General features: G+C 73.2%; 8 protein-coding genes. 6 read left to right on the top strand and 2 right to left on the bottom strand.

The window, feature by feature from the left end; genetic code table 11:
- Position 1: 1 nt before the first annotated feature.
- Genes IE274_RS19355 through IE274_RS19340 form a run of 4 tightly spaced genes read left to right on the top strand, consistent with a single transcriptional unit; the run spans position 2 to position 6,393 of the window.
- Positions 2-1,234 (top strand): class I adenylate-forming enzyme family protein, encoded by a 1,233-nt coding sequence (locus IE274_RS19355; protein ID WP_190117089.1) that lies wholly within the window; start codon positions 2-4, stop codon positions 1,232-1,234.
- Entirely contained in the window at positions 1,231-2,775 is a 1,545-nt protein-coding gene (locus tag IE274_RS19350; protein WP_190117088.1) for an aromatic amino acid ammonia-lyase, read from the top strand. Before IE274_RS19355 ends, IE274_RS19350 begins: the two co-directional genes overlap by 4 nt.
- Positions 2,756-4,642 (top strand): ABC transporter ATP-binding protein, encoded by a 1,887-nt coding sequence (locus IE274_RS19345; protein ID WP_190117087.1) that lies wholly within the window; start codon positions 2,756-2,758, stop codon positions 4,640-4,642. Before IE274_RS19350 ends, IE274_RS19345 begins: the two co-directional genes overlap by 20 nt.
- Positions 4,639-6,393, top strand: coding sequence for a fatty acyl-AMP ligase (locus IE274_RS19340; protein WP_190117086.1), 1,755 nt, complete (start codon positions 4,639-4,641; stop codon positions 6,391-6,393). The genes IE274_RS19345 and IE274_RS19340 overlap by 4 nt, the downstream gene beginning before the upstream one ends.
- Positions 6,394-6,447: 54 nt before the next feature.
- Here IE274_RS19340 and IE274_RS19335 read toward each other — a convergent pair whose 3' ends face one another.
- On the bottom strand, positions 6,448-7,227 hold the full coding sequence (locus tag IE274_RS19335) for a TylF/MycF family methyltransferase (RefSeq protein ID WP_229909655.1): 780 nt from the start codon (positions 7,225-7,227) through the stop codon (positions 6,448-6,450).
- A 200-nt stretch (positions 7,228-7,427) separates the two neighbouring features.
- On the opposite strand from IE274_RS19335, the gene IE274_RS19330 reads away from it, so the two are divergent.
- The gene (locus tag IE274_RS19330; RefSeq protein WP_190117085.1) at positions 7,428-8,123 is read left to right on the top strand and encodes a GNAT family N-acetyltransferase; all 696 of its coding nucleotides are present in this window, start codon (positions 7,428-7,430) and stop codon (positions 8,121-8,123) included.
- Between the two features lie 148 nt (positions 8,124-8,271).
- Complete coding sequence (locus IE274_RS19325; RefSeq protein WP_190117084.1) at positions 8,272-11,154, top strand: class III lanthionine synthetase LanKC N-terminal domain-containing protein; 2,883 nt, start codon at positions 8,272-8,274, stop codon at positions 11,152-11,154.
- Positions 11,155-11,657: 503 nt separating this feature from the next.
- On the opposite strand, the gene IE274_RS19320 is transcribed toward IE274_RS19325, so the two are convergent.
- Positions 11,658-12,652 (bottom strand): nucleotide disphospho-sugar-binding domain-containing protein (locus IE274_RS19320; protein WP_229909654.1); only part of this gene is annotated, 995 nt, incomplete at its 5' end.

Below are 12,652 nucleotides of genomic sequence, written 5' to 3'. Positions count from 1 at the left end.
GGTGAGCCATCCCGAGCTGACCCCGCAGGAAGTCCTGGCCGCGGGCCCCGCCGCTCCCGGCGTCAACGAGCGCCCCTGGCTGGTCCGTTGGGACCTGCTCGGCGAGGACGCCGGGGAGCTGGTCCGCCGGACGCTGCCCCCGGCGCTGGACTTCCACACGTCCGGCACGACCGGCCCCAGCGAGTGCTGGCGGCGCACCCGCGACCAGCTCTGGGAGGAGGCGGGCATGCTGGCCGCGCTGCTGCGGCCCGAACGCCCCGAGGCCGTCCTGTCGTTCGCGCCGCCCCGGCACGTGTACGGGGCGCTCGCGACCCTGCTCGTCCCGGCCAGACTCGGGCTGCCCGTCTGGTACCGCCCGCACTTCTTCGGTGCCATGCCGCCGTCGCCCACGGGCCGGTGGGCGGTGGTCGCGGTGCCCTGGTCGTTCTCGGCGCTGCGCCGCAAGCTCCCGTGGATCGCGGCCCGCGAGCGCGTCGCCCTGCTCCACAGCACCGCGATGCTGCCGTCCACCGCTCAGGACTTCGTCCGGGACGCGGGCCCCGGGCGGGTGTCGGTGCGGGAGGTGTTCGGGTCCACGGAGACGGGCGGCATCGCCTGGCGGGAGTGGGGTCCGGACGATCCGCCGTGGGACCTGTTCGACGACGTGGAGTTCGTCGCCGACGCGCGGGACGCCCACGACGCCCACGGCATCCACGGCATCCACGACGCCTCCGACGTGCGGCACGTCCCCGGCACTCTCGGCGCCCCCCACCCCCATCCCGCCCTCGACCGCGCGGACACCGACCCCGACGTCCCCCTGACCGTCCGCAGCCCCCGCCTCGCCGCCCGCCCCGGCCTCGCTCCCCTCGACACCTGGCGCACCGACGACCTCGTACGGCCCTGCGGGACACGGCGGTTCCGTTTCACTGGACGGCGCGGTGGTCTCGTGAAGATCAACGGCCGCCGGGTGGACCTCGGCGCGCTGGAGCGCGCGCTGCGCGCCGTCGTCGACTGCGCGGATCTCGCCTGCCTGCCCGTCGCCGACGAACTCAGCGGCGAGCACTTGGAGTTGTACGTCGTGCCGCCGCCGGGCGGCCGTCTCGACCGGGCCCGCGTGCGCGCGCTCATCGCGGGCCACGACCTCACCGTCCAGCCCCGCCAAGTGCACGTCGTCGACCGCATCGACCGCTCCCCGACCGGCCTGCCGCGCCGGATCCGCCCCACCCGACCCGCTGACGCAGGAGCCGCCACATGATCACAGACGTAGTCGAGTCGCCGAAGGAACGCCTGGCGGACATCGTGCGCCAGGCCCGCCCCGACGCCCGGGTGCGCCCGTGCAGCCCGCTGGAGGCGGAGCGCATGCGGGCCGGTGTCGACCGGCTCGCCCGGGCCCTCGCCGACCAGGAGCAGGTGTACGGCGTCACGCAGGGGTTCGGCCCGCTGGTCGAGTACGCGGCCGCCGCGTCGGACACCGACCAGGGCAGCGGGCTCATCGCCCACCTCGGCAGCGGCCAGGGGCGGCCGCTGTCCCCGGAGGTCTGCCGTCTGGTGGTGTGGATCCGGCTCAACAGCATGCGGCTCGGCCACTCGGCCGTGTCGCCCGAATTCTGGGACCGGGTGGCCGAGTTGTGGAACCGGGGCTTCACTCCGGTGATCCCTCGCGACGGCACGGTCAGCGCGAGCGGCGACCTGCAGCCCCTCGCGCACGCGGCGCTCGCCCTGGCCGGGGAGGGCGAGGCGTGGCTGCGCGACAGCGCGGGGAACTGGCGGGTGCGGCCGTCCACGGAGGCCCTGGCCGCGCTCGGCGCGCGCCCGGTGACGTGGCGGGCCCGGCAGGCCCTGTCCTTCGTCAACGGCACCAGCGTGAGCCTGGCCGTCACGCTGCTCAACCACCGGGAGGTGCTGCGCCTGGCCCGCGCGGTCGCGGCGCTCACCGCGCGCGCGGTGACGCTGCTCGGCGCGAGCCCGCAGGCGTACCACCCCGGAGTGGGTCATGCCCGCGGCCAGGCGGGGCAGTTGGTCGCCGCCCGGTGGATCAGGGAGGACCTGCCGCCGGACCACCGCCGCGATCCGGCACGCCCGCTGCAGGAGCCGTACAGCCTGCGCTGCGCGCCGCAGGTGATCGGCGCGGTCGTCGACCAACTGTCCGTTCTTGAGGACATCCTGGTCCGGGAGGCGGTGGGCTGTACGGACAACCCGGTCTTCTACGAGGGCGAGTTCCTGCACGCGGGCAACTTCCACGCGATGCCGGTGGGCCTCGCCTCCGACCAGATCGGCCTGTGCCTGCAGCAGATCGCGTTCCTCGCCGAGCGCCAACTCGCCCTGCTGTGCCTGCCGGAGACCAACGGCGGCAGGCCGCCCATGCTCACCCCGATGCCCGGCCGCGGCAGCGGTCTCGCCGGGGTGCAGCTCAGCGCGACCTCGTTCGTCGCCCGCATCCGCCAGCTCGTCTACCCGGCGGGCCTGACGGCGCTGCCCAGCAACGGCCTCAACCAGGACCACGTGCCGATGGCCCTCAACGGCGCGAACGCCGTGAGCGACGCCGTCGAACAGGCGTGGCTGGTCGTGGGCTCGCTCGCGGTCGCGGTGACGCAGTACGCGGCGCTCACCGCGCCCACCGGGCAGCCCGGCGACTCCCCCGGCGTGTGGGCCGACCTGGCCCGTGTCTCCCCCGCGTTGGCGGCCGACCGGCCGCTGGCGTCCGAGGTGCGCGGGGCCCGCGACGTCCTCGCGCGCCTCGCCACCGAGCTCATCGAACGCGAGGAGGAGAGCGCAGATGCTGGGTACGGCACCTGACACCGCGCGGCAGCAGGACCCGCCGGACACCCGACAGCCCGAGGAGCGGGCGGAGTCCGGCCGTCCGGCCATTCTGCGCGCCGACGCCTGGCGGGACATGCTCCGCTATCTGCGGCCGCAGCGCAGGCGCATCCTCCTCGGCGGCGGCCTGTCGCTGCTCGGCGGCTTCTCGGGCCTGATCCAGCCCGTGATCGCCAAGTCCGTGGTGGAGAACCTGGAGTCGCGCTCCCCCGTCATGTCGGCGCTGATCGCGCTGACGGCTCTCGTGCTGGTGTCGGCGGTGGTCGGCGCGATCGGCACGTTCATCCTGATGCGGGTCTCCGAGACGGTCGTCCTCAGCACGCGCCGCGAGGTGATCCGCCGGGTGCTGTGGCTGCGGGTGTCCGAGACGGACAAGATCCCGCCGGGCGACCTGATGTCGCGGGCCACCGCCGACACCACACTGATGCGCAGCGCCGTCACCACCGCGATCGTGGAGACTGTCAACGGCTCGGTGATGCTCGTCGCGATCCTCGTCCTGATGGGCCTGATGGACTGGGTGCTGCTGCTGACCACGCTGGCCGTGGTGCTGCTCGGCGGCATCCTCGTCGCCACCGGCCTGCCGCAGCTGGAGAGCGCCGCGCGCCGCGCCCAGGAGGGCGTGGCCGAGCTGAGCACCGCCCTGGAGCGGGCGCTCGGCACCTTCCGCACCATCAAGGCGTCCGGCGCGGAGAACAGCGAGGCCGAGATCGCCGAGCGCGGCGCGCGCCGGGCCTGGCGGCACAGCCTGAAGGTGGCCCGGCTCGACTCGCTGGTCGGCGCCTTCATCACCGTGACGATCCAGGTGGCGTTCCTCGCCGTCCTCGGTGTCGGCGGCGCCCGGGTGGCGTCCGGCGCGATGAGCCTGGGCAGTCTGATCGCGTTCCTGCTCTACCTCTTCTACCTCGTGCCGCCGCTGGGCGCGCTGGTCACCGCGATGATCCGGTTCAACGTGGTGGCCGCCGCGATGTCCCGCGTCAGCGAGCTGCTGCGGCTGCGCACCGAGCCGGAGAGCCCGGTGCGCCCGGCCCCGGTGCTGTCGGACCGGGCGGCGGCGCCCGCGTCGCTGACGTTCCAGGACGTCGTCTTCCGCTATCCCGGCGACGGGCCCGTGGTGCACCACGGCATCAGCTTCGACATCCCCGCCGCCGGGATGACCGCCTTCGTGGGCCCCTCCGGCGCGGGCAAGTCCACGGTGTTCTCCTTGATCGAGCGGTTCTACGAGCCACAGAGCGGCACCGTGCGCATGGACGGCCGGGACATCCACGAACTGGACCTGGGCGAACTGCGCGCCGCCATCGGCTACGTCGAGCAGGACGCCCCCGTCCTCGCCGGGACCATTCGCGACAACCTGTGCATCGGCATGCCGTACGCCACCGAGGAGGAGCTGCGCCGCGTCGTCGACCAGGCCCGCCTCGGCGAGCTCGTCGACCGGCTCCCGCACGGCCTCGACACCGAGGTCGGCCACCGCGGCACCAAGCTGTCCGGCGGTGAGCGGCAGCGGGTCGCCGTGGCCCGCGCGCTGCTGCGCCGGCCACGGCTGCTGCTGCTCGACGAGGTGACCTCGCAGCTCGACGCCCGCAACGAGAACGCCCTGCGGGAGGTCATCACCGGCATCACGGCGCAGACCACGGTCGTGGTGGTCGCGCACCGCCTGTCCACCGTCAGCACGGCCGACCGGATCGTCGTGATGGACGGCGGCCGCATCCGCGCCGTCGGCACCCACGAGGAGCTGCTGAGCGAGGACGCGCTGTACCGCGAACTCGCCGCGACGCAGATGCTGCTGCCGGTCAGCGAGCTCGAAGCGTCCGCCGCCCGCATCGGCGACACCCTGGGAGAGCGCCCATGAGCATCGACGCACCGCGTACCGCGCCCAGGCCGGCCACCGGCTTCACGCTGTCGGCGCTCGGGCCCGAGCCGGTCGCCCTGGAGTACCTGGCCGACACGGTGCGCCGCCTCGCGGCCGAGCGCGGCGACGCGCCCGCCGTGACCGTGCTCGGCGACCGCCGGGTGCGGGGCGAGGCCCGGCGCGCGGACACGGTCGTCACGCTGACGTACCGGGAACTGGACGAGCGGGCCCGGGCCGTCGCGGCCGAGCTCCAGTCGGCGTGTCCGCCCGGGGCCCGCGTGGCGATCCTGTGCCCGCACGACGAGCACTATGTGGTCGCCTTCCTCGGCTGTCTGTACGCGGGTGTCATCGCGGTGCCGCTGTACGCGCCGGAGCTGTTCCGCAGTCAGACGCGGCTGCGTTCGGTGCTGCGGGACAGCACCCCGGGCTGCGTCCTGACGACGTCGCGGGTGCGCCCGGCGGTGCGCAACGCGCTGAGCAGCACGGGGTGGCGGCACGGGCCCGTGCTGCACGTCGACGAGGTGCCGCCGCACCGGGCGGCGAAGTGGCGGCGCCCGCCCGCGGCGCCGGACGACGTGGCGTACTTGCAGTACACGTCGGGCTCCACCGGGGCGCCCGCGGGGGTGCGGGTCACGCACGCGAACCTGTCGGTGGCGGCGTACCAGATGCGTTCGCGCTTCATGCCCGCGACGACGGCCGTGTCCTGGGTGCCGCTCTTCCACGACATGGGGCTCGTCTGCGCGATCGCGAGTCCCCTCAGCGCCGGAATGCACATGGTGCACCTGAGCCCGATGGGGTTCCTGCACCGCCCCTACCGCTGGCTGCGCGCCCTGTCGGACTACCGCGCCGACTGGACGGTCACGCCCAACTTCGGCCTCACCCACTGCGTCCGGCGCGTCACCGCCGAGGAGGTGGCGGCCCTCGACCTCAGCCACCTGCGTGCGCTGGCCATCGGCGGGGAGCCCGTGCACGCGCGGTCGGTGGCGGCGTTCGTGGCGGCCTTCGCCGACGCGGGCCTCGACCACCGGTCGCCGGTGCCGTGCTACGGCCTCGCGGAGGCGACGCTGTCCGTGACGATGACGCCCAACGGCTCCGGCGCGGTCGGCGGCCACTTCGACCGTGCCGCGCTCACCGCGGGCGAGGTGCGGCCGGTGCCGGGCGGCCCGGACTCGGTGCACCTGGTGAGCAACGGCACGCCGGTTCCCGGGGTGCGGCTGCGGATCGCGGACCCGGTGACGGGCGCGGAGACCGCGGGCCGGGTCGGCGAGATCTGGGTGGGCGGCCCCAACCGCACCGACGGCTACTGGCGGGCGCCGGAGCGCACGGCACAGGTGTACGCCGACGGGTGGCTGCGGACCGGCGACTGGGGCTTCCGGCACGACGGCGGCCTTTATGTGGTCGGCCGCATGGACGATGTCATCATCGTCCGGGGCCGCAACCACTACCCGGAGGACATCGAGGCCACCGTCGAGTCGGTGGCGCCGGTCGCGGCGACGGCGATCGGCGTCGAGGGCGACCCGACGGAGCGGCTCATCGTCCTGATGGAGGCCGACGCGGCGATGACGGCCCTGCCCGCGCCCGACCGCGAGGCCCTCACCGAGCGCATCCGGCAGACGGTGAGCCGCCAGCACGGGCTCGCGGTCCACGACGCGGTGGTGGTCCGCAGCGGGACCCTGCCGCGCACCACCAGCGGCAAGATCCAGCGCGGCCTGTGCCGGCAGCGGTACGCGGCGGGGGCCTACGCGACCTGACCCCGACCGCCCGTTGTCAGTGCGTATGTCAGCGCGTACACCGACGAGCCCTCGTCACCGCGTACGCCGCCAGAAGACGCCGACCCCGTCGATCTCCTCGATGGGCTCGGTGATGCCGTGCTCCTTTCGGTACTGGTAAACGGCGACCCGGCACGGGGGCAGCGCACGGTAGTCGTCGACGATCACATAGCCGCCGACGGACAGCTTGGGGTAGAGGTGCACCAGCGCGTCCATGGTCGACTCGAACAGGTCGCCGTCCATGCGCAGCACGGCCAGGCTCTCCACGGGGGCGGTGGGCAGGGTGTCACGGAAGTAGCCGGGCAGGAACCGCACCTGGTCGTCGAGGAGTCCGTAGCGGCGGAAGTTGCCCTCCACGATCGTCCGGGACACGCCGAAGACGTCGTTGAAGCGGTACAGCGGCGCGAGGTCGTCGCCCGGGTACCGCACGGGGTCGCCCTTGGGGATGCCCTCGAAGGAGTCGGCGACCCACACCGTGCGGTCCTTGATGTCGTACGCCTTGAGCACCGCGCGCATGAAGATCGTGGCGCCGCCCCGCCAGACCCCCGTCTCGATGAGGTCTCCGGGAATGTCGTCGGAGAGGACCTGCTCGACGCACGCGTGCAGATTGTCGAGGCGTTTGCCGCCGATCATCGTGTGCGCGACGCGTGGGATGTCCCGGCCGCCGGCGCGGAGTTCGTCGCTGTATTGGATGCTCGGAAGGCCGGCGTCGAAATCCTTGTTCCGCACCCAGCCGTGCGCGTTGTCCTGGTAGATGGTGTTGGTGACGACCTTCTTCATGAGGTCCAGATACAGGTCGCGGGAATGTGCGAGCACGTGCGTCCCCCTCGTCGCTTCCGGGCGGAGAATCGACAGCAGTGTGGCACCGGTGTGTCCCGCCGGCGAGACGGAATACAGAACTACCGCACATGAACTGCGCTGGTACCGGCGGTGATTGAAGCGGAATCAGCGGGAATGGTTGACGCTCGTCCCGCCCGGGGCAACCATGGCCGCACTCACCGGGAAAGCAGGAGTTCATGACCATCGAGACGCCGAAGACCAGCGGGGCCATTCGCGTCGGACGCCGCGTCGAGCTCGGATATGCGACCGCCGCGGACTACGGCCAATTCGCGAAATGGCTCAGCCCCGACGGGGACGTCGCCGCCCTGACCGGCGATGTGTCCGAGCGGGTCACGGTGGACGTGCTGCGGGCCGACGCCGCGTCGGGCGCACGCTTCTGCACGCTGCGGTCCCTGGACGGCGAGCGCGTGGGCATGGTGAAGTTCCATCGCGTCGGCGGCGAACGGGACACGACGTTCGAGATCAGCGGCGCCATCGGAAGCAGCGACCTGTGGTCGCGGGGCTATGGCGCCGAGGGCTTCGGCCTCGTCGTGGAGCACCTTTTCGAGGACCTGGGCGCGCACCGGCTCCAGTTCTGGGTGGGCCTGTTCAACGGGCCGATGCTGCAGATGGTGATGCGCACCCGGTTCTTCGTCCTCGAAGGAGTCCTCAGGGAACGCAAGTTCTTCAAGGGCGAATATCACGACGTGGCGATGTGGTCCATGTTGCGCCATGAATACGAAGCCCTGTTCATCCGCGGGGAATGGGAGAAGAAGCCCGGCCAGGACGCCTGGTTCGACACGGGCAGTGAACCGAAGGCGGCCGCGCGGCGGACGCTCACGGAATATCTCCGGCGGGGCCAGGACACCGCATTGACCCCCTTCGCCCAGTAACCGCTAAGAACACTCCCCAGCCCCTCCCCCGCACCCGTTTCTCCGAACTCCCCCTACTGATCGAAACCTCCACGAGGCGATCACTGCGACGGCCGTCAAACGCACGGCCGACCCGTTCCAGGAATTCCGCTGGAGGTGCCTCGTGTCCGTGGACTGGTCGATCTACACCCTGGTGGACCCGGTGTTCTTCGAGACCCCGGCGCGGTCCGCCGCCGCGGAGCACTTGGTGCCACCGCGGTTCGCCCCGCTGCCCGACGGCTGGCGGCACCGGGCCGCCCGCGTCTGGGACATGTACCAGCCCGAGCTGCCGGGCGCCGCGGACCAGGGCTGGAAGATCCACGTCTCCGCGACGTACGACAACGCCGAGCGCGTCCTGGAGATCGTCGCCGAGCACTGCCTGCGGGCCCGCGTGCCCTTCAAGCACCTGCGCAGCCGGTCCCTGCTGAACGCCATGAACTCCAAGTACGCGCCGCGCCCGGCCGGCGGCAAGTTCATCGCGGTCTACCCGCGCGACGAGGCGGAGTTCGCCCACTGCGCACGCGAGTTGGACGAACGCCTCGCGGGCAGCGATGGGCCGTACATCCTCACCGACTGCCGCTGGGGCGAGGGCCCCGTGCACTTCCGGTACGGCGCCTTCCGTGAACGCTGGTGCTGGACGGACGACGGCGCACTCGTGCTCGCCCTCACCGATGCCGACGGACGCCTCGTGCCCGACCGCAGGCGGCCCGCGTTCACGCTGCCCGAGGGCGTGCCGGTCCCCGACGTTCTCCGGCCGCACATCGAGCGGCGTACCGCCCCGAGCGGCGACTTCGGCTACCGGGTCAAGGAGGCCCTGCACTTCTCCAACGCCGGTGGCGTGTACGCCGCCGTACGCCGCGACGACGGCAGCCCCGTGGTCCTCAAGGAGGCCCGGCCGCACACCGGCCGCGACGGCGCGGGCCTCGACGCCACCGCGCGCCTGGCCCACGAGAAGCACGTCCTGGACCGGCTCGCCGACGTCCCCGGCGTGCCGAGGGCGTACGAGCTCTTCGACTTCGGGGGCCACTCCATGCTCGCGATGGAGCATCTGGACGGCATCCCGCTGCAGCGCTGGATGGTGCGGCACCACCCGCTCGTCAACTGGAGCGCGTGCACGCCCGAAGGCCTGCGTGACTACGCCGGGCGGGCGGAGGCCCTGCACGCCGAGGTGGCGGCGCTCGTCCGGCGTGTGCACGCCGAGGGGATCGTGTTCGGGGATCTGCATCCTGGGAATGTGCTGGTGGCTGAGGACGCGTTCGGTCCCGGCGCGGAAGTGGCGACCGGCCGGCCGGCGGCGCCGGGCACGGAAGGGCCGCCGGACGAGGCCGCGGCGTCCGACGTCGCGGCGCCGAAGGTGCGGCTCGTCGACTTCGAGATGGCCTTCCCGGCCTCCGAGGACACCCGTCCCACCCTCGGCTACCCCGGCTTCGCCGCCCGTCGCAAGACCGGCCCCGCGGTCGACGAACACGCCCTGGCGGTACTGCGGCTGTGGCTGTTCCTGCCGCTCGTGACGTCGCTCGGCATCTGCCCGGAGAACGGGGCGCGGCTCGCGGCCGTGGCGGCACGGCGGTTCGGTCTGCCGGAGGACTTCACGACGACGGTCGCGGCGGCACTGGCGGAGGCGCCCGAGGCACGGCCACAGCAGGCCGGTGAGCGGCCGCAGCAGGCTGAGCACCCCGGCGGCCAGGCGGACCCCCCAGGACCGCCGAAGCGCTCCACCGTCCCGCCCCCGGTCGCAGCCCTCCCCGACGTCCCCCTCGACACCGCCCCCGTCGACTGGGCAGCCGTACGCGCCTCCATGGCCCGCGCCCTCCACACCTCGGCGACACCCGACCGCGACGACCGGCTCTTCCCCGGCGACCCGCGCCAGTTCAACGAGGCCCCCGGCGGCTTCGCGCACGGCGCCGCGGGCGTCCTGTGGGCCCTGTCCGTGGCGGGCGGCGAACGCGAACCCGTGTACGAGGACTGGCTCCTGCGCGCGGCCCGCGCCGACCACGTCCGACCCGGCTTCCACGACGGCGCGCACGGCGTCGCGCACGTCCTGGACCACCTCGGCCACCACGCCGCCGCCCACGAGCTGATCGACCGCGTCCGTCCCGGCGTCGAGGAGATGACCGACGTCAGCCTGTACGGCGGCCTCGCGGGCGTCGGCCTGAACCTGCTGCACCTCGCCGGGGGCGACCCGGGGCACGCCTGGCTCAAGGAGGCCCGGGAGCTGGCCGCGCGTGCCGTCGGTGCGCTGGACGACGGCCGTCCGCACGGCATCGACCGCGCCCGCGGCGAGCCCGGCACCCACGGCGGGCTGCTGCACGGCTGGTCCGGGGTCGGCCTGTTCCTGCTGCGGATGTACGAGGCCACGGGCGAGGACGCGTACGTGCGGCACGCGGTGCGCGCCGTGCACCGGGACCTGGACCTGTGCGTCGCGCGGAAGGAAGGCGTCCTGCACGTCGACGGCGGCTTCCGCTCCCTGCCGTACCTGGAGACCGGTTCGGTCGGCATCGGCCTCGTCGCCGACCTGCTGGCCGACCACGCGGACGACGCGCGCGTCACCGAGGCGCTGCCCGCGCTGGCGCTCGCCGCGCGCTCGCCGCTCACGGTCGAGAGCCAGCTCTTCAACGGGCGGGCCGGGCTCCTCGCGGCGGCGCACACGCTGCGCGGGCACCTGCCGGTCGCCGCCGGTCCCGAGGGCGGGCAGGCCATCGCCGGTCCCGAGGGCGAGCAGGCCGCCGTCGACCCGGTGGCCGAGCACTTGGGCAGCCTCCACTGGCACGCCCTCGCCCACCACGGCCATGTCGCGTTCCCCGGCCACAGCGGCCTGCGCCTGTCCATGGACCTGGCGACGGGCACCGCGGGCGTCCTCACGGCCTTGTCGTACGTCACGGACGGTGGGCCGCCCCCGCTGCCGTTCCTGCACCGCGCCGGGCACCCGCCACCGGCGGCGGACCACGGACTCCCGGCGGCCGACCGCCGCCGGTTTCCCTGCGAACAGTCGGTTGGAGGTGACACCGCATGAACGTTCTGGAGCTTCAGGAGCTGGAGACGTCGACCCTCGACGACGAGCTGCTCGGCAGCACCGGCAGCGTGGGTTGCTGACCCGCTGTCACGGCACGACGAGAGCGCGAGAACCGCAGCGGCGGTCCACGGAGACCGCCGACCGCGTCGCACCACCGACTTCGGCGGCCGACCGCCGCCGGTCCCGCAGCGAGCGTTTGGGAGGAGGTGACACCGCATGAACGTTCTGGAGCTTCAGGAGCTGGAGACGTCGACCCTCGACGACGAGCTGCTCGGCAGCACGGGCAGCGTGAACTGCTGACCCGCTGACGAGGCGATGAGAGCGAGAGGGCCGCAGCGGCAGTCCACCGCGGCCGCCAGCCGGGCCGACTGAGCCGGCGGTGGGGGGTCCCTGAGCCCAGGGACCCCCCACTCACTCCCGTCGTTCCGCCCGTTCCGCCCGTTCCAGCCGCCCGTCCGCCGGTCCGCACGCGTGGCCCCGATCTCGTCCCGTGCGTCCGGCGCTCAGCGGCCCCGGTGCCGTTCGGCGATCCGGACGAGTTCGGGGACGACGTCGGCGGCGCTCGGCATGGCCCGCATGTCGGCCCGCAGCCGCCGTGCCCCATCGGCGAAGGAGGATTCCGTGAGCAGCCGCCCGACTTCGTGCGCGACGCGTTCGCCCGTCGCCTCCGCCACGGGCAGGTCCACCCCGGCTCCGTACGCGGCCAGGCCCCTGGCCAGGATCGGGGCGTCGATCTCCTCGGCGATGGCGAGTTGGGGGACGGCGTGCAGCGAGGTCGTCCCGATGGTCCCGAACCCGCCGTGATGAACCATCACCGCACACGTAGGAGCAAGCGCCGCCAGCGGCACGAACTCCTCCACCCGCACCCGATCCCCCACCGCACCCAGCTGCTCACGGATACCGGCGGCACCCGGCAGCGCGGCCACCACCTCCACCTCGAGCCCGGCCAGGGCCTTGAGGATCTCCACCACCGACACCGAGTACCCGGCAAGACGCTCCACCGCACTCAACCCCAGCGTGAACCCCACCCGAGGCCGCACCGGCGCCTCCCACAACCACCTCGGCACCACCGACACCCCGTTGTAGACGCCGTACCGCATCGGCAGACAGGCGATGCCGGTCTCCAGGCGGAACGCCTCGGGCAGCTGGTCCACCGTGAACTGACCGGTCGTCAACTCCTCGTCGAAGGCGACCCCGTACCGCCCCGCCATCACCGTCAGCCACGCACCCAGCGGATCCCCCGCCCCACCCACCGACTCCCCCGCCTCACTCAGCAGACGCACGAACTGCTCCCGCACCCGCCCGAAGAAATCCACCCCCCACGTCAACCGCCCATGCGCGGCCCCACACACCCGCGCAGCCACCCCACCCGCGAACGTCCCCGGCTCCCACACCACCAACTCCGGCTCCCACCACCGGCACAACCCCACCAACTCATCCACCAACGGCTCATTCACCAACCGGAACCACCACGGCACCACATCCCCATAACCCGCCC

The sequence above is a fragment of the Streptomyces flavofungini genome, from assembly GCF_014650815.1.
Taxonomy (GTDB): Bacteria; Actinomycetota; Actinomycetes; order Streptomycetales; family Streptomycetaceae; genus Streptomyces; species Streptomyces flavofungini.
Note: the sequence above shows the minus strand (reverse complement) of the source record. Positions and strands in the feature narration are given on the sequence as shown.

What these genes read in the sequence shown, in the direction of transcription:
- IE274_RS19345 (WP_190117087.1), top strand. Translation starts at nt 2,756, where the DNA reads ATGCTGGGTACGGCACCTGACACCGCGCGGCAGCAGGACCCGCCGGAC.
- IE274_RS19340 (WP_190117086.1), top strand. Translation starts at nt 4,639, where the DNA reads ATGAGCATCGACGCACCGCGTACCGCGCCCAGGCCGGCCACCGGCTTC.
- IE274_RS19350 (WP_190117088.1), top strand. Translation starts at nt 1,231, where the DNA reads ATGATCACAGACGTAGTCGAGTCGCCGAAGGAACGCCTGGCGGACATC.
- IE274_RS19330 (WP_190117085.1), top strand. Translation starts at nt 7,428, where the DNA reads ATGACCATCGAGACGCCGAAGACCAGCGGGGCCATTCGCGTCGGACGC.